This window comes from Shewanella sp. SW24, from assembly GCF_025653395.1.
GTDB lineage: Bacteria > Pseudomonadota > Gammaproteobacteria > Enterobacterales > Shewanellaceae > Shewanella > Shewanella oncorhynchi.
In genome coordinates this window covers 92,255-118,179 of sequence record NZ_JAKKSH010000003.1, presented here as the reverse complement: position 1 = coordinate 118,179, position 25,925 = coordinate 92,255, and the positions used below count along the sequence as shown (strand labels likewise).

At 45.3% G+C, this 25,925-nt stretch carries 24 protein-coding genes; 4 read left to right on the top strand and 20 right to left on the bottom strand.

What is annotated here, in order from left to right; translation table 11 throughout:
• Positions 1-21: 21 nt before the first annotated feature.
• Positions 22-801 (bottom strand): tetratricopeptide repeat protein, encoded by a 780-nt coding sequence (locus tag L5M17_RS04615; RefSeq protein WP_263145539.1) that lies wholly within the window; start codon positions 799-801, stop codon positions 22-24.
• Between the two features lie 431 nt (positions 802-1,232).
• On the opposite strand from L5M17_RS04615, the gene crp reads away from it, so the two are divergent.
• The 4 genes from crp (at position 1,233) to L5M17_RS04595 (ending at position 4,278) form a co-directional block, all read left to right on the top strand.
• Positions 1,233-1,868, top strand: a complete 636-nt coding sequence (gene crp, locus L5M17_RS04610) for a cAMP-activated global transcriptional regulator CRP (RefSeq protein WP_006080082.1) — start codon at positions 1,233-1,235, stop codon at positions 1,866-1,868.
• A gap of 82 nt (positions 1,869-1,950) precedes the next feature.
• Complete coding sequence (locus L5M17_RS04605) at positions 1,951-2,298, top strand: PepSY domain-containing protein (RefSeq protein ID WP_105250261.1); 348 nt, start codon at positions 1,951-1,953, stop codon at positions 2,296-2,298.
• Positions 2,279-2,953, top strand: coding sequence for a response regulator transcription factor (locus tag L5M17_RS04600; RefSeq protein ID WP_131523983.1), 675 nt, complete (start codon positions 2,279-2,281; stop codon positions 2,951-2,953). Before L5M17_RS04605 ends, L5M17_RS04600 begins: the two co-directional genes overlap by 20 nt.
• A complete protein-coding gene (locus L5M17_RS04595; protein WP_263145536.1) occupies positions 2,950-4,278 on the top strand; it encodes an ATP-binding protein in 1,329 nt (442 codons plus the stop codon). Before L5M17_RS04600 ends, L5M17_RS04595 begins: the two co-directional genes overlap by 4 nt.
• A 100-nt stretch (positions 4,279-4,378) precedes the next feature.
• On the opposite strand, the gene L5M17_RS04590 is transcribed toward L5M17_RS04595, so the two are convergent.
• From L5M17_RS04590 to mutL, 19 genes are all read right to left on the bottom strand, one after another.
• Positions 4,379-5,182, bottom strand: coding sequence for a DUF1338 domain-containing protein (locus L5M17_RS04590; RefSeq protein WP_263145534.1), 804 nt, complete (start codon positions 5,180-5,182; stop codon positions 4,379-4,381).
• 210 nt (positions 5,183-5,392) lie between these two features.
• Positions 5,393-6,853, bottom strand: a complete 1,461-nt coding sequence (gene astD / locus L5M17_RS04585; RefSeq protein WP_263145532.1) for a succinylglutamate-semialdehyde dehydrogenase — start codon at positions 6,851-6,853, stop codon at positions 5,393-5,395.
• A 9-nt stretch (positions 6,854-6,862) separates the two neighbouring features.
• Positions 6,863-7,882, bottom strand: coding sequence for an arginine N-succinyltransferase (astA, locus tag L5M17_RS04580; protein ID WP_105250266.1), 1,020 nt, complete (start codon positions 7,880-7,882; stop codon positions 6,863-6,865).
• Between the two features lie 127 nt (positions 7,883-8,009).
• Positions 8,010-9,227 (bottom strand): aspartate aminotransferase family protein, encoded by a 1,218-nt coding sequence (locus L5M17_RS04575; RefSeq protein ID WP_263145529.1) that lies wholly within the window; start codon positions 9,225-9,227, stop codon positions 8,010-8,012.
• A gap of 308 nt (positions 9,228-9,535) precedes the next feature.
• Complete coding sequence (locus tag L5M17_RS04570; RefSeq protein WP_263145527.1) at positions 9,536-10,447, bottom strand: alpha/beta hydrolase; 912 nt, start codon at positions 10,445-10,447, stop codon at positions 9,536-9,538.
• Positions 10,448-10,501: 54 nt separating this feature from the next.
• Positions 10,502-11,647: an HDOD domain-containing protein gene (locus L5M17_RS04565; protein WP_263139774.1), complete on the bottom strand. Its 1,146-nt coding sequence runs from the start codon at positions 11,645-11,647 to the stop codon at positions 10,502-10,504.
• 205 nt (positions 11,648-11,852) lie between these two features.
• Positions 11,853-14,333: a prolyl oligopeptidase family serine peptidase gene (locus tag L5M17_RS04560; RefSeq protein WP_263145525.1), complete on the bottom strand. Its 2,481-nt coding sequence runs from the start codon at positions 14,331-14,333 to the stop codon at positions 11,853-11,855.
• Between the two features lie 179 nt (positions 14,334-14,512).
• Positions 14,513-15,097, bottom strand: a complete 585-nt coding sequence (locus tag L5M17_RS04555) for an anthranilate synthase component II (RefSeq protein ID WP_263145522.1) — start codon at positions 15,095-15,097, stop codon at positions 14,513-14,515.
• Positions 15,098-15,275: 178 nt separating this feature from the next.
• Positions 15,276-15,713: a ClpXP protease specificity-enhancing factor gene (locus L5M17_RS04550; RefSeq protein ID WP_105250272.1), complete on the bottom strand. Its 438-nt coding sequence runs from the start codon at positions 15,711-15,713 to the stop codon at positions 15,276-15,278.
• Entirely contained in the window at positions 15,713-16,342 is a 630-nt protein-coding gene (gene sspA, locus L5M17_RS04545; protein WP_006080065.1) for a stringent starvation protein SspA, read from the bottom strand. The genes L5M17_RS04550 and sspA overlap by 1 nt, the downstream gene beginning before the upstream one ends.
• A gap of 96 nt (positions 16,343-16,438) precedes the next feature.
• Positions 16,439-17,137 carry a cytochrome c1 gene (locus tag L5M17_RS04540; RefSeq protein WP_105250273.1) on the bottom strand — a complete coding sequence of 233 codons (699 nt, stop codon included), beginning with the start codon at positions 17,135-17,137 and terminating at the stop codon, positions 16,439-16,441.
• Positions 17,137-18,351, bottom strand: a complete 1,215-nt coding sequence (locus L5M17_RS04535; RefSeq protein WP_105250274.1) for a cytochrome b — start codon at positions 18,349-18,351, stop codon at positions 17,137-17,139. The genes L5M17_RS04540 and L5M17_RS04535 overlap by 1 nt, the downstream gene beginning before the upstream one ends.
• Positions 18,351-18,941 (bottom strand): ubiquinol-cytochrome c reductase iron-sulfur subunit, encoded by a 591-nt coding sequence (gene petA / locus L5M17_RS04530; RefSeq protein ID WP_006080059.1) that lies wholly within the window; start codon positions 18,939-18,941, stop codon positions 18,351-18,353. Before petA ends, L5M17_RS04535 begins: the two co-directional genes overlap by 1 nt.
• Positions 18,942-19,311: 370 nt before the next feature.
• On the bottom strand, positions 19,312-20,205 hold the full coding sequence (hflC, locus tag L5M17_RS04525) for a protease modulator HflC (RefSeq protein WP_113939145.1): 894 nt from the start codon (positions 20,203-20,205) through the stop codon (positions 19,312-19,314).
• A gap of 3 nt (positions 20,206-20,208) precedes the next feature.
• Positions 20,209-21,348, bottom strand: coding sequence for an FtsH protease activity modulator HflK (hflK, locus tag L5M17_RS04520; protein WP_263145520.1), 1,140 nt, complete (start codon positions 21,346-21,348; stop codon positions 20,209-20,211).
• Between the two features lie 36 nt (positions 21,349-21,384).
• The gene (gene hflX, locus L5M17_RS04515) at positions 21,385-22,692 is read right to left on the bottom strand and encodes a ribosome rescue GTPase HflX (protein ID WP_028761769.1); all 1,308 of its coding nucleotides are present in this window, start codon (positions 22,690-22,692) and stop codon (positions 21,385-21,387) included.
• Positions 22,693-22,715: 23 nt separating this feature from the next.
• Entirely contained in the window at positions 22,716-22,988 is a 273-nt protein-coding gene (hfq, locus tag L5M17_RS04510; RefSeq protein ID WP_006084207.1) for an RNA chaperone Hfq, read from the bottom strand.
• 93 nt (positions 22,989-23,081) lie between these two features.
• Positions 23,082-24,008: a tRNA (adenosine(37)-N6)-dimethylallyltransferase MiaA gene (miaA, locus tag L5M17_RS04505; protein WP_263145517.1), complete on the bottom strand. Its 927-nt coding sequence runs from the start codon at positions 24,006-24,008 to the stop codon at positions 23,082-23,084.
• Positions 24,001-25,914, bottom strand: a complete 1,914-nt coding sequence (gene mutL / locus L5M17_RS04500) for a DNA mismatch repair endonuclease MutL (RefSeq protein ID WP_263145514.1) — start codon at positions 25,912-25,914, stop codon at positions 24,001-24,003. The genes miaA and mutL overlap by 8 nt, the downstream gene beginning before the upstream one ends.
• Positions 25,915-25,925: the final 11 nt, after the last annotated feature.

The window sequence follows — 25,925 nt, the reverse complement described above, 5'->3', positions numbered from 1 at the left end:
AGAGCGATGATGAAGAAATACCTATTCGAGTAAACGTAAGGTTTCGCGATAGGCACGCTTTTGCTCGTAGGTTTGTAACCGCAGCATAAACTCATCAGTCTTAGTCATTTCAGCATTCATTTTCAACGCTTCGATCGCTTTCTGCTGCGTCGAAATAGCAGCACCAAAATCACCTAACTCCGCATAAGCCGCGGCTAAATTATCAAGATTTGTAGGATCGTTTTCATTCACTTTGAGTAATTTTAAGGACAACTCGACCGCTTTATTGCCATCACGATATTCTGCTTCGGGGCAAGTAGCTAAAATCCACGCCACATTCCCCAAAGCAACATCATCACCCACTTGGGAAAATTGCTCGACCGCTTTACCGCAGTTGCGCTGCACACCGTCACCGCCAGACGCATAAATAAAGCCTAAACGGAATTGAGCCCAACGACTGCCCTGCTCACTCAACGCTTTATACCAATGCTCAGCGACTGACAAGTCACGCTTGATCAATTGGCCTTCAAATGACAGATCCGCTAAGGTTTGCTGCGCTTTTTCATGTTGTTGTTCGGCGGAAAGTGAAATCCAGTGCAATCCAGTCGGCACTTCTTGCGACACAAAACGTCCGGAGAGATACATTAATCCCAGCAAAAATTGGGCATCGGCATCACCTTGCTCTGCCGTCACTTGAATATGCACAAACTTACTGGCCGCAAGTTCAGCTGCTGGCTGCGGGATAGAAAATGCGTGCGCCGCAGAGCTCAGCCCTATTGTTAAGCTTAAACCTGCACCTAAAACCCATAATCTGTATTTCACTTGCTTACCTCTCTTAAAAACAACTGCCCTCAAAGTTAGCCAGAATTAACCCCATAAGTCGAGCCTAAATACGCACAAACCTCAGGATAATGGGGGAAGCTAAGCCAAATGGAATGTCAAATTTAAAAAGTGAAACATGTTATTGTATAATTTAGTGGCATATTTTATTCATAATCTATAATAAAACTGCTGAAATAGACTGGTAAGATGTGATTAACTCGACAGAGTTAAGTGAATCCAGCGAGTTTCATACCGATTTAGTTGACTTAAATCACTAAAGTAGCAAAATAAGCTCTAATTTTAGATGGTTAATTGCATTTATTCACTTATTCTAAACTAAGACTTCCATCAAGTTTTTGTGAGTTTAATTGACGTAAAATGCTTATTTAGAATACTCTTACTTTCGTTTTAATCAATCGAGGAACACCAACATGGCTCTGATTGGTAAGCCAAAACCTGATCCAACTTTGGAATGGTTTTTATCACACTGTCACATTCATAAGTACCCTGCAAAGAGCACTCTTATCCATGCTGGTGAAGACTCAGATACCCTTTATTACATAGTAAAAGGTTCTGTAGCGGTATTGATTAAAGATGAAGAAGGTAAGGAGATGATCCTTTCTTATCTGAATCAAGGTGACTTTATCGGTGAACTAGGTTTGTTTGAAGAACAAGCCGAACGTACCGCTTGGGTTCGTGCTAAGCAAGCTTGTGAAATCGCTGAGATTTCATATAAGAAATTCAGACAGTTAATTCAAGTTAACCCTGAAATTCTGATGAAGCTGTCTGCACAAATGGCCTATCGCCTACAAAGTACCAGCCAGAAAGTGGGTAACCTTGCATTCTTAGACGTTGCAGGCCGTATTGCTCAAACTCTATTACATCTGGCTAAACAACCTGATGCTATGACACACCCTGATGGCATGCAGATTAAGATCACTCGTCAAGAGATAGGCCAAATCGTTGGCTGTTCACGGGAAACTGTGGGTCGTATCTTGAAGATGTTAGAAGAACAGAATTTGATCCAAGCTCATGGTAAGACAATCGTGGTATACGGTACCCGTTAAGTTAGTCTTCAGCTTGATTTAAGCCTGCCTTATTAAAGTGGCCTAGAATAAATTCTAGGCCATTTTTTATTGGGGAGCTCAAATGAAACGGCTGTTTTTAATCTGTTTTTTCAGCCTATTCACGCTGGTGCATCCAATAATCTTGCATGCCGAACCTATTGAATTAGAACATTATCAAGCCAAGGCGTTAGTTAACTCTGGGCAAATATTGTCCTTAAACGGTACACTCGCCGTAGTGAACCAATTTTGCCAAGGTGAACTAATTGATGCTCATCTCTATCAAGAAGATCATAAATGGCGCTATGATTTGCAAATCAAAGTTCAGCGTGGCCAAATCGTTAATCTCAGTATTGATGCAACAAATGGTCAAGCCGATCAATCAATAGCACTACCGAGCGAATGTCGAAAACATGAAACTGTTACTCGTTGAAGATAACCCAATGCTAGTCACCGAGCTGGAGAAACAACTCAAACTCGCTGGCTATGTAACCGATATTACAGACAAAGCGCTTGAAGCCGATTATCTGATCAAAGAAACCCAATACGATTGCGTAATCTTAGACATAGGTTTGCCCGATGGCAACGGCCTCGAACTGCTCGAAGGCTGGCGAAATCAAGGGATCAGCACTCCAGTTATCATGCTGACTGCCCGCAGCCAATGGCATGAAAAAGTAGAAGGTTTTAATGCTGGCGCCGACGATTACTTAGGTAAACCTTTCCACGCACAGGAATTATTGGCCCGAATCCAAGCTTTAATCCACCGTGCACATGGTCGTCTAAACACCTCAAGTAAACAATTGAGTTATGGTGGCGTGGTTTTAGATGAAGCAGAACAAACGGTAAAAGTGGCCGAGCAACTATATGAACTCACAGCAATGGAATTCAGGCTGTTAAAAATCTTCCTCATGTCACCTAAGAAGCTGCTATCTAAGACGCAGCTAACCGATAAGCTCTATCAGTTTGACGATGAAAAAGAGAGCAATGTGGTCGAGGTTTATGTCACCCATCTACGCAAGAAACTGGGTAAAACCACGATCGAAACCCGTCGCGGCCAAGGTTACATCTTCCACGGCATTATTGAATGATCTCGATCCGCACTAAGCTCAGTTTATGGTTAACTGGCTTACTCGTGTTAGGTACTGTAATTGGACTGATACTGTTTGAGTCCATGCTACGTCAGGCCTTCCACGACTCTATTATCAATCGCTTAGAAGAAGATCTCGAACATATCATGCTGGCAACCCATATCCATGATGGGGAGATCAGCATAGATCAAAGCCAGCTTTCCAGTTTCTACAAGCCCGCCTATTCAGGCCGTTATTTTCAGCTTAACCTGCCAAATGAAGTGATTCGCTCACGCTCCCTGTGGGATATGCAGTTAGATATCGAGCCACTAGCACCGAATCAAACCCGCGTCTGGCAAGCTAAAGGGCCAAAAAATAACGATATGCAGTTATTATCACTGGGATTAAATTCCAGCAGTGCCAATGTCAGCGCCACCTTAACCGTTGCGCAAGATTTGAGTATCGGTAGACGCGTGTTTAGTGAGGTTTATGGCACTAAGCTTGGTGTCAATCTGGCGATGTTAGTTGCTATGATCGCGGGGATATTCTTGATCCTACGTCAATCCTTTAAGCCAGTTAAGCACATACAGCACGCGCTTTCTCGGCTAAGACAAGGGGAAATTAACGCACTGGAGCTCAATAATATTCCCCCTGAAGTACAACCATTAGCAAAAACCTATAATGAACTACTTGAGTACACAGCCAAGCAAATTGAACGTAGCCGCAATAACTTAGGTAATTTGAGCCATGGGCTCAAAACGCCACTTGCCGTGATGCAGCAACAGGTTGAAGCTCTTGGCCTCAAAGATCCTGAAACTGCCATTGCCCTGCAGCAGCAACTTGATTCGATTCACAAGATGGTCGAGCGTAAACTGGCTGCGGCGAGGATCACTGGCGACATGCTCCCCGCAGCGCAATTGGTTATCCCTAGGGATTTACACAGCCTAGTCAACACACTAAATAAGGTTCACCGCAACAAATCCATTGAATGTGATTTCGAACTCGATCCCAATATTCTTAGACTGCCTATTCACAGGGAAGATGGTATGGAGCTCTTAGGCAACCTGCTAGACAACGCTTTTAAATGGGCCCAGAGCCGAGTCAGCATTCAGCTATCGCGTCAACAAGAGCGTCTCTGCCTTTGTATTGATGATGATGGTCCAGGGGTTGCTGATGATGAGCTAGATAAGCTCACACAAAGAGGAACAAGGCTTGATGAGTCTGTGATGGGTCACGGTTTAGGATTATCAATAGTGAAAGAAATTGCCGAGCAATACGAGATTGAGCTGCAGTTTAATCACAGCACTCGCTTAGGTGGATTGAGGATCGAGCTGACCTTTAGCTAGCCCCAGAGTATGCCAATCGTATTAAATGCCTTGTTTGAAATATCCATAAAAACGCCATCGAATTGATGGCGTTTTTTATGCTCAAAGCAATTTGAGGACGTTAGGCTTTATTCACATTGGTGCTTTCAAAAATCTTGTCGGCAGACGCCGCCACAAAGCCTGTGTAGAGCTCGCCATTAGCCATAGGATAACGTAGCGCAAACTCATAGAAACAGCTTGGGATTTCCACTGTCGCGTCAGTAAATTCAACACCAATCTTATCAGCCATAGTCGAAGACTGTTCTAACAAGACTTCTGGCGAACCTTTGATCTCGCCACCTGAACTATTGAGCACAAAGCCCGCTTGCTTCAGAGCTTCATTCACTGACTCTAAAGTCTCAAAACCATCGAGGTGATTGATAGACACAGTGAAATGGTTAGCGCGATAACCAAAAGCTGCTACCCAAGCTGCATATTCACTCTCAGTTAATAAGTCCTGATAGGTTTTAGCATCTAAAGACCAATGACGGCCTGAGTAAATAAAGCTGTCCGCCGTTGTCGCTGCAGCATCCACTTGGGCGATTAAGCCTTGAATAGTTTTTTGCAACGCAGGGCTAAATTCTTCAACCAACAGCTCAGAGATAAACACTTTAGGCTGAGTCGAATCTGGATGTTCAAAATGCTTAGCGATCAGTTTTTTCTGTTCAAACTTATAATCACCGCAAGGTACATAACCTAACGAAGTGAAATGCTTAGCGAGTACGTCCAAATTCACCTTAGCGATATTGAAAGTACGCAGGGCAATATGGTCGTTGATGATCGGCTTACCATGACCCAACAACGCGTGCACTTTTGCCGCAGAAGGGGTCATTTGAATATAGTCTTGCCACAGGGCGGCAAATAACGCGTTGATGTCGGTATGCATAAAAACTCCTTTTATTGTGCTGCGGTTATTGCTGTTATTTTGCCGCAAACACTAAATGTAACGACCTAAATGCCACTGTTGTAGCGTCACACATACCCACAGTAGAAACTCAAGTAACGTTACTGCTTGTTATTAAAAAGGAAGAACATTAGTCCTTCCTCCTCTTTCCCACATAATTATTTACCGCATAAAAGTCAAATCTCTACCCGCTTACAAGCTCAAACCTGGGCTTAATGTCGCGGGTAAACTCACGGCATCAGCCTCGACCGAAGCGACCGGATAAGCACAGTAATCGGCTGCATAGAAAGCACTCGCTCTGTGGTTACCCGAAGCCCCAACACCACCAAAAGGTGCCGCGCCAGATGCGCCAGTGATTTGTTTGTTCCAGTTAACAATGCCAGCACGAATACGCGCGAGGAAATAGTCATAATCTTCACGGCTATCGGCAAGTAATCCCGCAGACAAGCCGTAACGCGTTTGGTTAGCCAATTTGATCGCTTGATCGAAATCACTGTAACGCACTAGCTGCAGTAGAGGTCCAAAGTATTCTTCATCCGGCAATGCATCGATCGCTGTCACATCGATAAGGCCAGGAGACACTAAGCCTGTACCCGCTTCTAGATGGGTCAACTCGACCAAAGACACACCGCCTAAGTTCAGCAAATTCGCCTGCGCCGCAACCATACCCTTAGCGGCTGTTTCAGAAATCATTGAGCCCATAAAAGGTTGTGGCTGCGCATTCCAAGGACCGACTTTAATCTGTTTAACCGCATCGACTAACATGGCAATCAGCGCATCGCCCTGCTCGCCTTGCTCGACATATAAACGGCGCGCACAAGTGCAACGTTGACCCGATGAGATATAAGCCGACTGCAAAATATCGTGCACGGCAGCCTTAATATCCTGCACACCTTTGATGATCAGTGGGTTATTACCCCCCATCTCAAGTGCTAAAATCTTGCCCGGATGACCCGCATATTGTTGATGTAAAAAATGACCCGTGCGTGAGCTACCGGTAAAGAACAGACCATCGAGCTGTGGGTGAGAAGCCAGTGCCTTACCCGTATCCACCTCACCTTGAACTAAGTTAAGCACGCCAGTAGGCAGACCCGCTTTATCCCATAGGCTAACCATCAGCTCAGCGACTTTAGGCGTCAATTCAGAAGGTTTAAAAATCACAGTATTCCCAGCCAGCAGCGCAGGGACTATGTGGCCGTTCGGCAAATGACCAGGGAAGTTGTAAGGACCGAACACCGCCACAACACCGTGGGGCTTATGGCGGATAACCGCACGTCCTGCTGGCGTATCATTGGCTTCTGTGCCCGTACGTTTATTGTAAGCCGCGGCCGATAAAGCAATTTTGCCTATCATGGCGCCGACTTCGGTCGCAGTTTCCCACTGAGGTTTACCGGTTTCTTGGGCAATCGTTTCTGCCAGTTCCGCTTTATTGGCTTCGAGTTGGCTGCGATACGCTTCAACTATGGCTAAACGCGCATCGAAACCTAACATAAACCAATCAAACTGTGCGGCGCGCGCGGCATCAACGGCGGCATTAACTTGTTCTGCAGTGGCCGTTTTACCTGTCCAAATAGATTGTGCATTGGCAGGGTTAATTGAGGTCACGTCATGACCTTTGCCAGCATGCCACTGACCTTGAATATAATGTGTCATTTGTTATTCCTACATTGCCAAAATACGGATTTGATCGCCTTTTGCGAGTAACAAACCCGCTGCCAGCTCAGGGCTGATAATGATGTGTTCGGATTTGTCGTCCACGGCCAGTGCAGCAGACGTCGCTCGGTAATTGGCTAATTGGGTATTTGAGATAATAAATTGAGTGTCGGCTTCGACCATGTCACCAATATCGACGGTCAATAAACGACTTTCACGCACGCCGCGAATGTCCGATAAACGACACTCTACCGTTGGACCACCATCAAAAATATCCACGTAACCGCGGCATCTAAAACCTTCGGCCTGCAGCAGACTTAATGCCGGACGGGTATTGGTATGCACTTCGCCAATCACTTTCTGCGCTTCTTCCGGCAACAGACAAACGTAGACAGGATTTCGTGGCATCATTTCGGCCATAAATGCCTTTTTACCTAAGCCAGAAAGATAATCCGCCTGAATAAAATCTATGCCCAAAAAGTGTTTTTGCAACCAACCATAAAAAGGTGAATGCCCCTCGGCGTCGCTTACACCGCGCATTTCGGCAATCACAGTTTCGCCAAAACGCTTCGCATGTTGAGCTAAAAACAGAAATCGACTGCGGGATAACATGCGGCCATTGTTGCCCTTGCGATATGCTTCACGCAAAAACAGCGTACACATCTCAGCAGCGCCAGTGTAGTCATGGCAAAGGGTGAGTGTTTCGACCTCGTTACGCACGTCAATTTGCTCAGAATGATAGACTTCGGTACCGAGTCGATAATGGTAGAACGCATCTTCCATTCCCACCGCCGCTTCGATGGCGCACGTTCCCACCACTTCACGGGTATCGGTATCTTCCAGCACCATTAGATAACCTTCATCGAAGGGAGTCTCTACGGCTTTGACGAATGAGGCTTCTGCTCGAGCAATTTTATGTCTGAGCAGATCCGCATTCACAGGTAATGACGTAAAACCATGACCAGACTCTTCGGCAATTTGATATAAGGCCTCAAAATCACCAGCCTGAATAGGACGTATGATTAACATCTTAGTGTCTCCTCACTTTGGCTTACCGTGCATCAAGGCACCTCTCTTCAAAAAGACAGGTAGTGATGCAGGTAAGTATTCCCTGACAAAAAAGGAGTGCGAATAAATTCAGCACTCCTTTGGTCATTTAGGCGGCAGCTATGGTCGCCACAGCACGTTCAAAACGAGCTAGACCTTCAGCAATATCTGCCTCAGGGATCACCAGAGAAGGAGCAAAACGCACCACGTTAGCACCCGCCATCAGGCTCATTAAGCCTTCAGCGACAGAGGCCACCAAAAAGTCGCGTGAACGACCTTGGTATTGTTCATTAAGAACGGCCCCTAAGAGTAAACCTTTACCGCGTACTTCTGAAAAAACATGATATTTTTCATTGATTTTGTTCAAACCATCACGCAATAACTGCTCGCGATGTTTTACGCCATCTAACACTTCAGGTGTGTTCACTACATCTAACACTGCATTACCGATAGCGCAGGCTAATGGGTTACCACCATAGGTAGAACCGTGAGTGCCCACTTTTAAATGCTCGGCAATCTCAGCCGTTGTCAGCATAGCTGCGATAGGGAAACCACCACCGAGCGCTTTAGCTGTGGTTAAGATGTCAGGCACGATTTCAGTACCCATGTAAGCGTACAGTTCACCAGTACGACCCACACCTGTTTGGACTTCATCAAAAATCACTAGTGCATTGTGCTTGTTCGCTAATTCACGCACGGCTTTTAGGAATGCAGGATCGGCATCGATAATACCGCCCTCGCCTTGCAGCGGCTCAAGCATGATGGCGCAAGTCTTATCCGTTACTGCGGCTTCTAAGGCGGCAACATCGTTAAATGGCAGGTGAGTAATGCTCTGCGGCTTAGGACCAAAGCCATCGGAATAGGCAGCTTGTCCACCGACACTGACAGTGAAGAATGTACGGCCGTGGAAAGCTTTATCGAACGCTATGATTTCATCTTTCTCAACGCCATGTTTTTCTAAGGCATAACGACGGGCAAGTTTTAATGCGGCTTCGTTGGCTTCGGCGCCAGAGTTGGCAAAATACACTTTGTCGGCAAACGTGCTATTAACTAATTTAGTCGCTAATGCCAAGGCAGGCTCATTCGTCATTACGTTTGACAAATGCCATAATTTTTCACCTTGTGTCTTAAGAGCATTCACAAGGGCTGGATGACAGTGACCTAAGCAATTTACCGCAATACCGCCAGCAAAATCGATAAACTCGTTGCCCTCTTGGTCCCAAACTCGGCTTCCTTCGCCACGAACAGGGATTACGGCAGCAGGCGCATAATTAGGCACCATCACTGCGTCAAACTGGGCACGGTCCAACTTCATATCAACGCTCATTCTTCTTCGTCCTTTGTGTTTGTGTAACGGCGCCTTGCACCGTCAGAGTCCCATAGGTATCTTTATCTAGAGTTAGTGATACTGGGATTGCTTGTGTCTATTAATAACCATTATTAGCGAAAATGTGATCAAAATACCAGTTTTTCACAAACATCAATCCACGCACTTCCACCCAAAGTGCATAAAGATTGCAGTTTAAGAACTATACAAGCGTTTAAGCCCGTGGCTTGCAGCATAATTAGTCAGAAAAAAAGTTATTTACCCCTCATTTTGCTAGCTATTCACTGAATGTGAATAACTACACCATTTTAACGAATCAAGTGTGAAAGCACAAAATGGCCAATTTTCGACCTCACTTCAAGGGCTTCGGGTAATAAATTGAACAGAGGAAACACATGGGGCATGTTAGGGTAAAAGCAGCCCGTTATTTCACCACCACAGGCTTTTATTTGGGCGACTAAACGTTCAGAATCCTGTAATAATAACTCCCGCGTACCCGCAATCACTAAGATGGGCGGCAGATCTACCAAGTTCCCTTGTAAGGGGGAAACTTTTGCCGACATAGGATCGGCCCCAGCAAGATAAGCGCCACGTAAGCGCAGCAATGCCTCTATGGTGAAGAAGGGATCGTCGGCTGCGAGTATCAACTCAGTATCCCCCGTAAGCGCCAAGTCTAACGCGGGCGATAGCAAGATACAGGCGGTCGGTAAAGGCAGGGCTAAACGTTTTAATTCCAGCAACAAACTCAGTGCTAAATTGCCGCCCGCCGAGTCACCCATGAGGATCAAATTCTTCGTGCCTTTCAGCTCAATTAACCGCCTATAGGCTTCAAGCACATCATCAAATGGTGCGGGGAAAGGATGCTCAGGAGAGAGACGATAATCAGGAATATAAGCATCTAATTGACAGCGCTGGCAGATATCTGCGACCAATCTTGCATGGGCATGGGGCGTTTTAAAACAGAAGCCTCCGCCACGGATATAAAACAGACTTCCAAGGCGAGAAGGTTCGTTGAGAAGCACATAATGTAACAAGTTTGAGTGTTGTAAGGGGATGGTAGCGCTGACTAACTTATCCGGCCAAGGGAGCCAACGTCTATCAAGCTCAAGCAACTTTTCACGCACTTGCGCTAAGGGCATTTTGGCCTGTCCACGACTGATGGATGGCCTAGCGACATAGGATAAAATGGTATTTAGTACAGATGCTTGCCAGCTTGGCATATCCCTTCCTCTACTTAAACGCCGCAATCATGGCGCTACGTAGCAGACCGAGGATTACAGCAGATCTAACTTCCTATAGTTTTGTGCTTTTAAGCGCAGTACTTCTTGCTCATTTAACTCATAATAATCAAACATTAAGCGCTTTTCTTGGGGATCGATTTGACGCATTTCTTCGAGCAATACCACCTTAGCATAACAGTTTGCCCGCGCGACTAATGCCGACTGAGGCGACAATTCTCGATAGCTTAAGGTTTGGTCTAACTCCTTTAACAACCGAGTTAAGGGACTCGCTTCAAACTTAAGTAACTCTAATAATTGCCAATTAAGTTTAAGACCATGGCTTAGCACTTGTTCAAATACGGCCTTAGCAGGAAACTCAGTGGCAATCACCGCATCATACACTTCCTTATCACGGCTGCTACTGGCTTCTCTTATCCAAGATCCCCATGTTTGGTCGAATAAACGGGCACTTAAACTCAATACAACGGATGTACCTAACTGATTAAGTAAGGCACTACTATAAACCAAGGCTGAGTCAGTATTATGAAGCTGAGCTAAAGCATTGGCCGCTATGCCACTGACTATGCTGTAGCGCCATAATTTACGGGTAGTCCATAACAACTTAGCATTGCCACTAGGAAGCCAATTTCGCAAACAAAAGTAAGGGATAATGGTGCGAAGGTTTTCGATACCGATGTAATTCATCACTAATTTGATATCAGTGACCCGCACATCTGAGCTCTGAGACCGGCGAGCGCGAAAAGATGGGCTGTTGACCATGTTGGTTAAGTCGCGGCACAACCAACTTAAGTTACTGATCAGTGGCCTTAATCGCGTTGCATCGAGATTTTTTGCCAGCAATAATTCCAGCAAGAGGATTTGCGACTCATTGATATCTGACTTAGCCAGAACAGATTCAGGGGACGCGAGTTGATGCTCGATGGCGTTAATGACAGTTTCATGCAACTGGCTCGATACGGCTTCAAACACTTCTTTAGCTTTAATTTGTTTCATCAAACGCACCAAAATGGCTTCGCGTTCAACATCTAACTTATTTGCATCGGCCTCTAATTCAAGGTCGAGTTCATCCAAAAGAGTCGGGCTCGCTTTTTGCTTTCCGAGGATCAATTGTTGATAGAGTCTATGTTCTATCTCTATAATTTTGCCGGGTCTTACACCGCCCGCAACCGAAATCGCCACTATAAATCTTTCCTATATCGCTAATGCCCGAGTGACGTCAACACAATCAAACTCTCAAAATCATTACAATTTCAGCACATACACTTAATCTTAGCAATAATGCAAAGTCGCAGAACGCAAACAAAGAGTTATATCGGATATTTCCTAGTCAGTTACCCAATAAAAAGGCCTCGACTAGGAGACCTTTAACAGAAATCGAACTGATTTATTTAAGTTCTTGTTCAAATAACTTATAGATGCGGCGGTATTCATCTAACCAGCTAGAAGGTTGACGGAAACCATGGGGCTCAACAGGATAAATCGCCATTTCAAAGGTTGGTTTTTCCAATTCAATGAGGCGCTGTACCATACGTACACTGTCTTGGAAGAAAACGTTGTCGTCCATTACTCCACTCATTATAAGTAGTGGTTTAGTTAATCCTTGGGCATGCTCAATCGGAGAGCTGCGCTCATAGGCGATAGGATCAACTTCAGGCGTATTTAAGATATTAGAGGTATATGGCGCATTATAATGTGCCCAGTCCGCCACAGGACGCAATGCAGCTCCAGCTTGGAACAAGTCCGGCGCGGTAAACAAAGACATAAAGGTTAAGAATCCACCGTAAGAGCCACCATAAGTACCGACACGCTTAGTATCGACATGGGTATGAGTCGCCATCCACGTTACGCCATCCTTTAAGTCTTCCACTTCTGGATGACCCATATTGCGATAAATAGCGGTGCGCCAATCTCGGCCGTAACCTTTAGAGCCACGGTAATCCATGTCCATCACAACATAACCTTGTTGAGTCAGCAGGTTGTGGAACATAAACTCGCGAAAATAACCGCTAAAACCATAATCGGCATTCTGCAGATAACCTGCGCCGTGATTGAAAATCACCGCAGGATATTTCTCAGCGCGGGACTTATCATAGCCTTGCGGCAGATAAACTCGAGCGTACGCATTGCCAGCACCATGATTTGAAGGTACTGCTACCACTTCTGGCGCTTGCCATGGGTAATTTTTGAAGGCATCACTGGTATAAGACGTCAGCTGCTTTAACTCGCCGCCAATGGGTTGAACATAAAGCTCATTTGGCTGAGTACGGCGTGAAGCATTGAGTAATAGCTGAGTGCCATCGGGGCTTAAGCTGTAATCTAAGTTGCCATCCCACTGGGTTAGTTGCTCATTTTTACCTGTGGCAAGATTCACGCGGTGAACGTTATAAATGCCGGGGTGACTCTGGTTCGCTTTGTAATAGATGTAATTGGCATCCGGTGACAGCGTAATATCACTCACCACAAACTTGCCTTGGGTTAACGCACGCGGCTTTTCGCCTTGAGCTTTAATATAAAGCTGCGAATAACCGGACTCTTCTGACAAGTAATACAAGGTATCCGTATCCGGTAACCAACCGAATTGGTTGTAGTCGTAATTCACCCATGCATCATCATGCAAACGATGTTCGGTAATGAATTTACCCTTAGCAAGATCGACACTGGCGATCCAGCGATCTTTGTTATCAGTTGCTTCTAGCATCAGGGCTAATTTATTTTCCGACTCATGCCATTGAATCGCACTCTGAGTCCAGCCCCAATCCTGCATCAACTGAATTTTACGTGGCGATTTAGTGCTTTGATAAGTTTCGCCTTTTGCTTTAGCATTTTCAGCTTTCACTTTGGCTAGCACATCTTCATCAAAACCAGTAAGGCCCTCGATTGTGATATCGACTTTTTTATGTTGGTTTAAATCAAGCACCACAAAACGTTGCCCTGGTGGCGTATCTTCAGCCACGCGCGCGCGCACTGGCACTGGGTCGATATAACCTTCGCTACCTAAGTAATTAGGCATGATGTCGTGTTCGCTGCTACCTGTGTAATTTTTATCTGTAAGCGCGACTAAAATATAGCGGCCATCGGGTGATAAACTCAGCTCTGACACCACTTCGCTATCGCCTAAATACCAAGTGCTGGCGGCGAGCGTTGGATCGTTTTTTTGTAATTCATCTTGGTACTGCGCTTTAGCTTTAGCATTTTCTTGCTGCAGCGCTACATACTGAATCAATCTGTGCTGTTGTTTCGCAATATAAGACGTCGGCTCTTTTACCGCTTCTGGTGCTTTCGCCATTTTAATTTCAGCAAGTTGCTCGACTAAGCCTGAATCTTGATGAATTTGGAAAACATTGTCGCCCTGCCAATAGGCGATATCGCCATTATTGAGATAACGCACACCATCGATGGCGCTACGCTGGCGAGTCAGTTGGCTGATTTTACCCGTGCTTAATTGCTTAACAAAAATGTTGCCTTGATATAGGTAAGCCTTGTGGGACTTAGTGCGATCAAACACGCCAAACTGCTGATCTGCCGCATGTAACTTATCGAGAGCTAGCTCGACGGCGCGGCTGTCATTGATGCCTTGCTGATAATAGCTACGCAGAGGTGAAGCACTCGCTTGGCGGGCAAACAGCACGCTTTGGCTATCGTCGCTCCAGTAAGCCTCTTTGGCAAAGATCCCCATCCAATCAGGATTTGCCATAATTTGATTAAGCGTAAGCGCCTGTGAAACTTGTGGCGGTTGGGCTAAGGGAACTTGGAATGCTGGCGGAGCTATTACGGGAGTTGCAGTTTCAGTCGATGTCGCTGCGCACCCTGCCAATACGGCAACCGCTAACGCACTAAAACCCAAATTTCGCATTACGCTTCTCATTTATCCTTCCTTTTATTGTTATCGCAATGGCTAAATGACCCAGTCTACTTATCTGCTGGTTTCGCCTATTCGCGTAGTTTTGCGGCAGTTATAGCATAGTTAATCGCTAAACTTGCTTAAAAGAAGGATAAATCTTGTAACAGAAATTGATAGTGTGGAGAGTTTTTAAGGCGAGGAAATTATACGGACACAGCCGGTTGCGCTAAAAAATTGGCTAACAGTTCGAGACCTTGCTCAGTAAGAATTGATTCGGGATGAAATTGCACCCCATAAAGCGGTAAGTCTTGATGGCTCATGGCCATGATTTCTCGGCCGTGAATTGCATCGTCAAACCAAGCATCGAGTACAAAACCTTCAGGCACAGCATCAACCAGTAACGAGTGATAACGTGTCACGGTTAAAGGCTGATTTAATCCCTTAAATAACCGCTGTCCAGTGTGCGTAATTGCACTGACCTTGCCATGCATTACCCGTTCGGCACGCACTACATTGGCACCAAAAACCTGTGCCATCGCCTGATGTCCCAAACAGACACCTAAGATTGGCATGCGCGCAGCAAAATGCTCAATCGCCGCAAGGGAAATTCCCGCCTCATTGGGAGTGCAAGGGCCGGGCGAAATCACCAGATGAGTAGGCGCAAGTGCCTCTATGTCGGCTAGGCTAATTTCATCATTACGTTTAACTACTATCTCTTGCCCTAGCTGCTGAAAATACTGCACTAAGTTAAAGGTGAAAGAGTCGTAATTATCGATCATTAGCAACATACAAGATCCATTGGTCTAAATGGGTAAAGGTAACGCATATCTAACGGATGAATGCGGGCGCAAATGCTATCACACCTTGTACTTAAGGTTTAACCAATTACGGCGATAAAATACAGCGACAAAAAAGCCAGTCATTAGACTGGCTTAGTTTTTAAACGACTTGGGCATTTCACCACAGTTATTTAACCACAGTTAAATGACTGCGACGCTTAGGAGGCTCATCTGTCGGTTCAAACGCTTTATCTGTTGTTTCAACAACAGATAAAGATGAATCGACTTCATCGTCCATCAGGTAAGCATCTTCGATATCGAAGACAGTGCCAGCACCGTTTTCACGGGCATAAATAGCGACAATCGACGCCATTGGCAACATCACCTGCTGAGGAACACCACCAAAACGCGCATTGAACTCCACACACTCATTGCTAATTTGCAAATTGCCCACTGCGCCAGCAGCGATATTCAACACTATCTGGCCATCCTTCACGTATTGCTGTGGTACTTGAGTGCCTTCAACAAAGGCATCAACCACAACGTGAGGAGTCAATTGGTTGTCCATCAACCAATCATAGTAAGCCCTTAGTAAATAAGGACGATTTGGAGTCAAAGGTTTCATTACATACCCATGCGCATTTCGCGTTCGGCTTCAGTTAAAGAAGCTTTAAACGATTCACGCTCAAAAATACGTGTCATATACGCTTTGATATCTTTAGCTACACGGCTATCTAGCTCAATACCTAATACAGGTAAGCGCCACAACAATGGGCCAAGGTAGCAATCCGCTAGACCAAATTCTTCGCTCATGAAGTAAGGCACTTCACCGAAGATAGGCGCAATTGCGATCAGGCTTTCAGTCAACTCTTTACGAGCCGCTTCAACACGATCACCTTTACGGATACGGTCAACGAGCGAATACCAGTCAGTATCGATGCGGTGCATCATCAAACGGCTTTGGCCGCGAGACACTGGATAAACTGGCATCAAAGGCGGATGAGGAAAACGCTCATCCAAATATTCCATGATAATACGTGATTCGTATAAAACGAGTTCACGGTCTACCAAAGTTGGCACTGAGTTATATGGATTTACTTCGAGCAAATCCTCAGGCATTTCGTTAGGGTCGACCTGTAAAACATCAACAGTAACCCCTTTCTCAGCTAACACGATACGTACTTGATGGCTATACAGATCATCAGCACCTGAAAACAGTGTCATGATAGAGCGTTTGTTGGCAGCAACAGCCATTGATACCCTCCAGAATCGAAATAAAACAAAAGTAAACGAGGGGCAAAGCCCCCCGTTTACACTATGCGGATATTACATTTTACCCGTTATTGGTGCCTAGTGTACATCTTTCCAATACTCTTTCTTCAAGAGGTAGGCCACAATAAAGAATATAAATAGGAATCCGAGTACCCACCAGCCCATAGCTTGACGCTCTAGCTTAACAGGTTCAGCCGAATAAACTAAGAAGCCAGTGATATCACGTACTGCTTGGTCGTATTCTTCCGCATTCAATTTACCGCCAGTCACCACAATAGTGCCATCTTCTTGTTTAACTGGTGTGCCTTGTAACTCTTCGAGTACATGTGGCATACCAACAGATGGGAATACTGTGTTATTCACACCAAATGGGCGACTTGGATCTTTATAGAAGCCTTTCAGATAGGAATAAACCCAATCTTCACCACGCACACGAGCAACTAAAGTTAAGTCTGGCGGTGTAGCACCAAACCATTTAGCAGCATCTTTAGGTGGAATAGCGTTTTGCATCAACTCACCAATTTTAGCATCGGTGAACATATACTTATTACGCATATCATCCGCAGAGATACCGATATCGGTCGCTACACGTTCATAACGTTGATACTGAGTGCTATGGCAACCAGAACAGTAATGTTGGAACAGGTCCACACCACGCTCTAAAGAAGCTTTATCATGCAGATCAACATTGGCATCTTCTAAATGAATTTTATGTCCGCTCGCGGCCATAGCCAACGTCGGCAACAAGGTAACTAATGCAATCAATAATTTTTTCATTAGTGTGTCAACCTCGCTGGAACAGGTTTAGTTTTTTCATTCTTGCTGTATACCCACAGCGCTACAAAGAAACCAAAGTAAGTGAAAGTAAACACCTGTGCAACTATCGTCAGCGTCGGCGTGGCAGGCACTACCCCTAAATAACCCAATACTATGAAAGATATAGCAAATTGAGCAATGTTCAGCTTATGTAGCGTACTACGGTAGCGAACTGACTTCACTTTACAGCGATCTAACCAAGGCAATACGAACAGTACTGCAATCGACAGACCCATCATTATCACGCCACCCAATTTATCAGGCACAGCACGTAAAATGGCGTAAAAAGGAGTGAAGTACCAAACGGGTGCAATGTGTTCAGGTGTCTTCATCGAGTTAGCCGCTTCAAAGTTTGGCTTTTCAAGGAAGTAACCACCGCCTTCAGGAATAAAGAACAACACATAGCAGAACACTATCAGGAAGCCCGCGACGCCCATGATGTCTTTTACAGTGTAATATGGGTGGAATGGAATACCGTCAACTGGCCAGCCATTTTCGTCTTTGTTCTTCTTAATTTCGATACCGTCAGGGTTGTTAGAACCCACTTCATGCAGCGCAATTAAGTGTAAAAACACGAGTACGACTAATACTAGCGGCAGAGCAATAACGTGCAGCGCAAAGAAACGGTTCAGCGTTGCGCCAGAGATCACGTAGTCACCACGGATCCACAGGGTTAAGTCGTCACCAATAACTGGAATCGCACCGAACAGAGAGATAATTACCTGCGCACCCCAATATGACATTTGACCCCATGGCAGCAAATAACCCATAAAGGCTTCGGCCATCAACACGAGGAAAATTAACATACCGAACAGCCACAGTAGTTCTCTAGGTTTCTGATATGAACCGTAAATTAAACCACGGAACATGTGCAGATAGATCACGACGAAGAAGGCTGATGCACCCGTTGAGTGCATATAACGCAGCAACCAACCGTATTCAACATCACGCATTATGTATTCAACAGAGGCAAATGCGCCTTCTGCTGTTGGTACATAGTTCATCGTCAACCAGATACCTGTCAGTAATTGGTTAACCAATACCAACATCGCTAGCGAACCGAAAAAATACCAAAAGTTAAAGTTAGTTGGCGTAGCGTACTGGCCCACGTGACGGTTATAAGTCGCCGTCATTGGGATACGCGCATCAATCCAATTAATTAAATTCTTAACCATTACGCCACTCCTTTATCTACACCGATAATCACGGTGCCATCATCAACGTATTGATGTGGAGGGATAACTAGGTTCAATGGAGCAGGTACGCCTTGGAAAACGCGACCAGCCATATCGAACTTAGAGCCATGACATGGACAGAAGAAACCAGAAGTGACACCTTCAACTTGCTCACCAAATGAATCTGGCAAATAAGTAGGTGAACATCCGAGGTGGGTACAAATACCGACAGCAATAAAATACTCTGGCTTGATTGAGCGCAAAGGATTTGTTGCATAATCAGGCTGCTGCATCTCAGCAGAAGCAGGATCTCTTAACTTATCATCATGTGTTGGCAGTTCATTGATCACAGCATCTGTGCGACGGACAACCCATACAGGTTTTCCACGCCACTCAACACGGATCAGCTGACCTGGCTCTACTTTACTGATATTTACTTCGACCGGTGCACCTGCAGCTTTCGCTTTGGCACTCGGATTCCATGACTTGATGAAAGGAACCGCTACAGCGACGGCACCAGCACCACCTACTACGGCGGTTGCGGCTGTCAGGAATCTGCGACGTCCGGTATCGACTGGCGCATTGCTCATCCACTTATCTCCCAGAGGGTGTTGGAATTTTTATATTTCAAAGACTTTCAGCCCTTAGTCATCACTAGGGTCAAAAATCGAAGTTTGAAGCGGGGCTCATTATAGCTAAAAATTAGAAGCAGATCATAGTGAAAACACGCAAGTAAGTTAGGGAGATTGCGTGTTTTTTAAAAAAAGCCTAAAAAAGACCCAACTATTAACCCATTTTAATTCATTTGGATCATATTTTAAGCTTCTTGTCTGTGATATCGGCATAAAGCATGCATCGCTAATATAAATTAGCCCAGACTTTTCAAACTAAGTTAACAATCGCCAGATAAAAAAATAGGCCCTGAGTAACAGGACCTATTAAATCAATACTTTTAATGCATTACTTCTTGGGTGCAGTGCTCTTCATATACTTGAAGAACTCGCTATCAGGCTCTAACACCATAATATCGGACTTGCCTGAGAAGCTGGCTCGATAAGCCTCTAAGCTACGAACAAAACCGAAGAACTCAGCATCTTTGTTGTAAGCATCAGAATATATCTTCGCTGCTAACGCATCTCCTTCACCTCGAATGGTTAAGGCTTTACGTTCAGCTTCGGCAATCTTCACCGTCACATTGGCATCTATCGTTGCACGAATAATTTCAGACTGTTCTTTACCTTGCGCTCTATGCTCTTTTGCCACAGCTTGACGCTCTGCACGCATACGCTGGTAAATACTGTTACTGACGTTAGCCGGTAGATTGATTTGCTTTACACGCACATCAACAACTTCAATACCTAAGTCTTTTGCACTTTCTGAGGCATTGGATAACGCATCATTTTGCAGTTCATCACGCTTACCAGAAACAATCTCTCTAATAGTGCGACGACCAAACTCTGTGCGTAAATCGTTGTTGATCTTACGTTGTAATAGCGATTCTGCATTCGACTTAATACCACCGTTTGTAGACAGGTAATATTTTTCGAAATCCATAATGCGCCACTTCACATAGGAATCGACCATAAGGTCTTTCTTCTCTGAAGTTACAAAACGATCAGCTGCACCATCAAGTGTTTGAATACGAGCATCGAGTAATTTTACTTTATCGATCACAGGCACTTTCATGTGCAGGCCTGGGCCGTAGACGCGGGTGACTTGCTTACCGTCAACGTCGTCTTTTAAAATTTCACCGAAACGCGCCACAATAGCGCGCTCGCCTTCATTCACCACCATTAAAGATGACAAACCAATACCTAAGAGCACGGCGATAAGAATAACGCTTAATCTACCCATGGATTACTCCCTCCCTTGGCGAGTACGATCATCGCGGGATGGACGTCCACTCAAAGGCTCATTCGCGCGAGTCGTTGATACAGATGAAGAATTAACATTTTGCTGTGGCTTAGCTTCCAGCTCATTTGTCGCAGGCTTCTGCTGAATTAACTTATCTAGCGGTAGGTACATTAAGTTGCCGTTGTTCTTAGCATCAATCAGCACTTTATTCGTATCTGTCATCACTTGCTGCATTGTATCAATATACAAACGCTTACGAGTCACTTCAGGCGCAGCTTGATACTCTGGTAATAACAACTCAAAACGAGCCACTTTACCGCGAGCTTCTAAGACTTCACGCTCTTTGTAAGCATTAGCTTGTTGCGCCATACGTTCAACTTCACCACGAGCTTTTGGTTCAATTTCACGGGCATAAGCTTCAGCTTCACGAATAAAACGTTGTTCATCTTCTTGGGCAGAAATCGCATCATCGAAGGCGTCTTTCACTTCTTCTGGCGGACGTGCCGGTAAGAAGTTAACGTCAACAACAGCAAGACCCAATTTGTACGGTTCAAGAATGCGCTCTAACTCTTTCCACGTATCGCGACGAATAGCATCACGGCCCGTAGTCAGAATATCATCCATCTTGTTATGTCCAATGACATAACGCAGTGCACTGTCAGTCGCTTCACGCAAACTGGCGTTCGCATCGACGGCACTAAATAGATATGAGTAAGCATCTAAAATACGATACTGAACATCAAGCTCAACTTTCACGACGTTTTCATCGGATGTCAGCATGCTACCAGACGCAGGAATAGAGCGAACCGATTGAATGTCGACGGGATAAATTTGGTCGATAAATGTGGCTTTCCAATGAAGTCCAGGGCCAATTTCGCCAGCGTGTTTACCAAATCGCAGTGCCACACCACGCTCAGCTTCTTTAATTGTATAAAAACCCGAAAGTCCCCAAACAACTACAGCAACAGCAAGAATGATGATTAGGCTAAACGAACTAAAAGACTGGCCTGAGCCATTTCCTTTGCCGCCAAAGCGCTTTGAAAGATTACGAAAAACCTCGTCAAGGTCCGGTGGTCCTTTGTCGTTACCACCTTTATTTCCCCAAGGATCATTACCCTTGTTACCGGGCTCGTTCCAAGCCATTTAGCACTCCATAAGTGGATGAAATAAATTAGATTATTAACAAACAGCTTCATCTATCGAATCTTCGAAGATGAAGGTTTCTAACTCACCCTGACTCTGTTTTGTTAATCGGCGCCAATCGGCGTCCGATAAACGAACAGACAAAATACAGTTCCCCAGATCGTCGTACTCTTTCTGCTGTATCGCATCCAGTCGATAAAACTGGCCAAGATAATGTCCAGCAGTTGCCGGAATTCTAAGTGTTAGCTCTTTAATCACCTCACCAATAAGCTCAGTGATGGCTTTCAATAGCAAATCAAATCCTAAACGCTTCTGTGCTGAAACCCAAACTCGAACGGGTTTGCCTATGTCGTTATATTCAATTCTTGGCGTCACATCTTCGAGTAAATCGATTTTGTTACAGACCACGAGTTGCATTACTTCATCGGCTTGGATGTCTTTCAGTACAGATTGAACCTGATCAAAATTATCCGCCATGTTTTCATCTGCACAATCAACTATGTGTAGTAATAACTCAGCTTGCCTTGTCTCTTGTAAGGTTGCCTTAAATGCAGCAACGAGATCATGGGGCAAATGACGAATAAACCCTACAGTATCCGCTAATATCACGGCACCATCAGGTAAATCTAACTTTCTTAGCGTAGGATCGAGTGTGGCAAATAGCTGATCTGCAGCATAAACATCAGATGATGTTAGGGCATTAAACAGCGTTGATTTACCCGCGTTTGTGTAGCCGACTAATGAGACTGTCGACAAATCACTACGCTTACGTGCACGTCGACTCTGTTCACGTTGCTTATCAACTCGCTCTAAGCGTTTGTTGATATTTTTAATCCGTCCTCTGAGCAAACGTCTATCGGTTTCGAGCTGGGTTTCCCCTGGACCACGTAAACCAATACCGCCCTTTTGCCTTTCAAGATGCGTCCAACCACGGATCAGGCGAGTCGACATATGGCGCAATTGCGCTAGCTCCACCTGTAACTTACCTTCGTGAGTTCGCGCTCTTTGGGCAAAAATATCGAGAATAAGTGTCGTACGGTCGAGCACTCGACACTGACACACTTGCTCAAGATTACGCTCTTGGGCTGGACTCAATGCATGATTAAAAATCACCACATTGGCTTCAGTCGCCGCCACTAATGCAGCTAACTCTTCGGCTTTACCAGAACCCACAAAAAATTTGCGATCCGGTGAACGTCGACTTCCAGTAATCACCCCGACTGATCTTGCCCCAGCTGATTCTACTAATAGCTGCAGCTCGACTAAATCTTCTCGGCGTTCCTCATCGGAAAAGTCGATATGGACAAGAACCGCAGTTTCTCCCGCCTCATAACGATCAAACAAGAAGCAAACTCCTCAGATAATACTTATTCGCCACTAGGCGCATCATCTTGAGCACCATATCCGCCTTGGGCATTTTGGTGACCAGTAACGTTGAATGGGCGTGCTGGCACGACAGTAGAAATAGCGTGTTTATAAACCATTTGGCTCACTGTATTTTTCAACAGAATGACAAATTGATCAAACGACTCTACCTGTCCTTGGAGTTTAATGCCGTTAACCAAGTAAATTGATACAGGAACGCGCTCGCGACGCAATGCGTTCAAAAATGGGTCTTGTAAAGATTGCCCCTTAGCCATTTTATTATTTCCTTTTTTAATTTATATAAAATAAATCGATATCAGTGATAGTTTTTTGTTTAGTTTTAGTATTATACAGCAAGGGCTAATAAGCTAGCGGCATTGACGCATAAGTATAACTAAATTCCCCTCAGCACCACTTTCAAGCCAATTCAACTCTGGCCAACTCCGCAACCATGTTAATTGACGCTTAGCCAATTGCCTAGTAGCAGCAACCGCTTTTTCGACCATAGTATCATAGTCAAACTCACCATCTAGGTATTGCCAGCACTGTCGATAACCGACACAACGCATTGAAGGCAAGTCTAAATGCAAGTCTCCACGGGCTTTTAGCTCTGTGACTTCCTCAATAAAGCCCTGTTTGAGCATAAGCGCAAAACGTTGCGCTATTAAGTCATGTAACACTTTGCGCTCGCGCGGTGCAATAGCAAACTGCACTACGTCATAGGGCAAGGGGGCTGACTTGGTCTGAGTCAACTCAGTCATGCTCTTGCCGCTTATTCTATAGACTTCCAGCGCTCTTGAAAGTCTTTGTGGATCATTAGGATGAATTCTTTCTGCCGACACGGGATCTATCTCCCTTAATTGGTCATGCAGTGCTTCCCATCCCTTTTCATCCGCCTCCGCTTGGATCTCGGCCCTAATGGCCTCGTCCGCACTCGGTAAAGGTGACAAACCTTCGAGTAACGCTTTGAAATACATCATGGTTCCGCCAACTAATACTGGCGTTTTCCCCATGCTGACAATCTCTTCTATCTGGGCTATTGCATCGGCTCTAAAGTCGGCTGCCGAATAGCTTTCACTGGGATCACGAATATCAATTAATCTGTGCGGCCCACGAGCCAGTTCGTCTGCTGAAGGCTTGGCACTGCCAATGTCCATACCACGATAAATTAATGCCGAATCGACCGAAATGATTTCACAGTTATGCTTTTCGGCCAATTCTAATGCTAAAGCTGTCTTACCTGAGGCCGTTGGCCCCATCAAAAATAACACTTTAGGCTGTAATTCTTTATTCACTTGCTTGCTCTTCTAGCCACGATTGCCAAGGTAAGAATATCGCTTTGTTGGCAATAAGCTGTTTTTTCTCTTCAGCTAACTGCGAAAATGCTGCCCAGACTTCTGGTGCCGAAACGAATCCCGTTAAACTGTGTTTTGCCAACCAAAACGCCAATGCGCTCGGCGCAGGTGTTTCAAAACGTAGTGATTGTAGCCATTCAGGGATCACTTTGGCTAACTGGCTCTCTCTGATATATGGGGGCACTTTTTTAATAATCAACTGCTGGTAACGAATTGTTAGTTCTAAACCTAATTGGCGGATCAGCGTGTCATGTTCAGTGAGCACAGCCTGCCAATCCGCATCAGCCGCGACAGACACAGGCATCAATAAAGGCTGACCAATTAACCCAGTCGCTAGCTTAGCTTCAATCTCTTGGCATCGCGTCGCCAATGCTACTGATTTTATTGATAATAAACTGAGTTTATCTTCCGACGTCATCACCCAATATTGCCCATCTAATATCGATGGCATAGGTAACACAGACTGATAATCTTGATCTTTTACACTGTAAGAAGGGGTTTGCAGTAAAGCACCATAACTTGCTATTGCCGCCTTTGACGGTAATTCAGTACGTTGTCGAGATTCACCTACAGAATAACTGCCACGGCTGCTGTCTCTTGGCATTGTCATGCTGCCAAAAGCATTGGTTTGAGTGCCAAAACTGGCGCCTTCTCGTCCTGCGCCTACAGACTTTACTTGAACTGCTGGGGCTACTGAATCTTGAGCAGACTCAAGTGTATCAGTTTGCGCATTAACTAGAGCTGAATCAGCGCCAAGTGCAAAAGGAACAGATATTTCAGCTGCGCTTGTTGGGGCATCCACAAACACATCTTCAACCTCATCCAAAGAACTAGAGTGAACGAAGTTAAGCTCTCCTGCTTCTTCCAGCGCCGATTGCAATGCTTGCAGAATATAATCATGCACATAGCGACTCTGATGGAATCGCACCTCATGCTTAGCGGGATGCACGTTAACATCCACTTGATGGGGATCGATATCCAACATCAGCACGTAGCCGGGTTGTTCAAGTTCTGCTTTTTGAGCAAAGGCTTGACGCACTGCATGATTGACCAAGCGATCACGGATAAGGCGTCCATTGACATAAAAGTAATGGGTATCGCTGATAACTGGTGACCAAGGTGACTGCAAATAGCCACTGAGGCGTAAATCATCGTGTTGGCATTCAATCTTAAGCGCTTGCTCGGCAAATGGACGGCCACACACTTGCGTCAAACGCTGTAAATACTGGGCTTCATTCATGGCAGGACGATAATTACGTACTGTCTTGCCGTTATGCGTCAACGTGAAATGAATATCGCCGCGCACTAATGCAATGCGCTTTAACCATTCATCTATATGGGTAAATTCGGTTTTGTCACTCTTTAAAAAGCGTCTGCGAGCCGGTGTATTAAAGAATAAATCCACCACTTCAATCGTCGAACCTACTGGATGCGCGGCGGGCATCACTTTAACTGCCATGTCGGCACCTTCAGCATGGGCTTGCCACGCTTCGGTTTGCTCAGCCGTGCGTGAAGTTAAAGTTAAACGTGAGACTGAGCTGATACTGGCTAGCGCTTCACCACGGAAACCAAAACTAAGGATCGCTTCAAGATCGTCTAAAGTGTGCAGCTTTGAGGTCGCATGGCGCGATAAGGCCAGCGCGAGTTCATCTTTAGGTATACCAGAGCCGTTATCGCGAATTTTAATCAGCTTGCTGCCGCCTTTGTCGATTTCAATATCGACTCGGCTCGCTCCTGCGTCGAGGCTATTCTCGACCAATTCTTTGACTACGGAAGCGGGTCTCTCAACCACTTCCCCCGCCGCAATTTGGTTGGCTAATTGCGGAGGCAGGATCTGAATGCCCATAATGCTTTCCT

Bases quoted from the DNA above. Each gene is read 5' to 3' on its own strand.
- L5M17_RS04595 (WP_263145536.1), top strand. From the start codon at position 2,950: ATGATCTCGATCCGCACTAAGCTCAGTTTATGGTTAACTGGCTTACTC.
- L5M17_RS04555 (WP_263145522.1), bottom strand. From the start codon at position 15,097: ATGTTGCTAATGATCGATAATTACGACTCTTTCACCTTTAACTTAGTG.
- petA (WP_006080059.1), bottom strand. From the start codon at position 18,941: ATGAGCAATGCGCCAGTCGATACCGGACGTCGCAGATTCCTGACAGCC.
- hflK (WP_263145520.1), bottom strand. From the start codon at position 21,348: ATGGCTTGGAACGAGCCCGGTAACAAGGGTAATGATCCTTGGGGAAAT.
- L5M17_RS04550 (WP_105250272.1), bottom strand. From the start codon at position 15,713: ATGAAACCTTTGACTCCAAATCGTCCTTATTTACTAAGGGCTTACTAT.
- L5M17_RS04575 (WP_263145529.1), bottom strand. From the start codon at position 9,227: ATGAGCGTTGATATGAAGTTGGACCGTGCCCAGTTTGACGCAGTGATG.
- astA (WP_105250266.1), bottom strand. From the start codon at position 7,882: ATGTTAATCATACGTCCTATTCAGGCTGGTGATTTTGAGGCCTTATAT.
- L5M17_RS04600 (WP_131523983.1), top strand. From the start codon at position 2,279: ATGAAACTGTTACTCGTTGAAGATAACCCAATGCTAGTCACCGAGCTG.
- sspA (WP_006080065.1), bottom strand. From the start codon at position 16,342: ATGGCTGTTGCTGCCAACAAACGCTCTATCATGACACTGTTTTCAGGT.
- L5M17_RS04540 (WP_105250273.1), bottom strand. From the start codon at position 17,137: ATGAAAAAATTATTGATTGCATTAGTTACCTTGTTGCCGACGTTGGCT.
- L5M17_RS04570 (WP_263145527.1), bottom strand. From the start codon at position 10,447: ATGCCAAGCTGGCAAGCATCTGTACTAAATACCATTTTATCCTATGTC.
- L5M17_RS04590 (WP_263145534.1), bottom strand. From the start codon at position 5,182: ATGCATACCGACATCAACGCGTTATTTGCCGCCCTGTGGCAAGACTAT.
- crp (WP_006080082.1), top strand. From the start codon at position 1,233: ATGGCTCTGATTGGTAAGCCAAAACCTGATCCAACTTTGGAATGGTTT.
- L5M17_RS04535 (WP_105250274.1), bottom strand. From the start codon at position 18,351: ATGGTTAAGAATTTAATTAATTGGATTGATGCGCGTATCCCAATGACG.
- hflC (WP_113939145.1), bottom strand. From the start codon at position 20,205: ATGGGTAGATTAAGCGTTATTCTTATCGCCGTGCTCTTAGGTATTGGT.
- L5M17_RS04560 (WP_263145525.1), bottom strand. From the start codon at position 14,333: ATGAGAAGCGTAATGCGAAATTTGGGTTTTAGTGCGTTAGCGGTTGCC.
- L5M17_RS04605 (WP_105250261.1), top strand. From the start codon at position 1,951: ATGAAACGGCTGTTTTTAATCTGTTTTTTCAGCCTATTCACGCTGGTG.
- hfq (WP_006084207.1), bottom strand. From the start codon at position 22,988: ATGGCTAAGGGGCAATCTTTACAAGACCCATTTTTGAACGCATTGCGT.
- mutL (WP_263145514.1), bottom strand. From the start codon at position 25,914: ATGGGCATTCAGATCCTGCCTCCGCAATTAGCCAACCAAATTGCGGCG.
- astD (WP_263145532.1), bottom strand. From the start codon at position 6,853: ATGACACATTATATTCAAGGTCAGTGGCATGCTGGCAAAGGTCATGAC.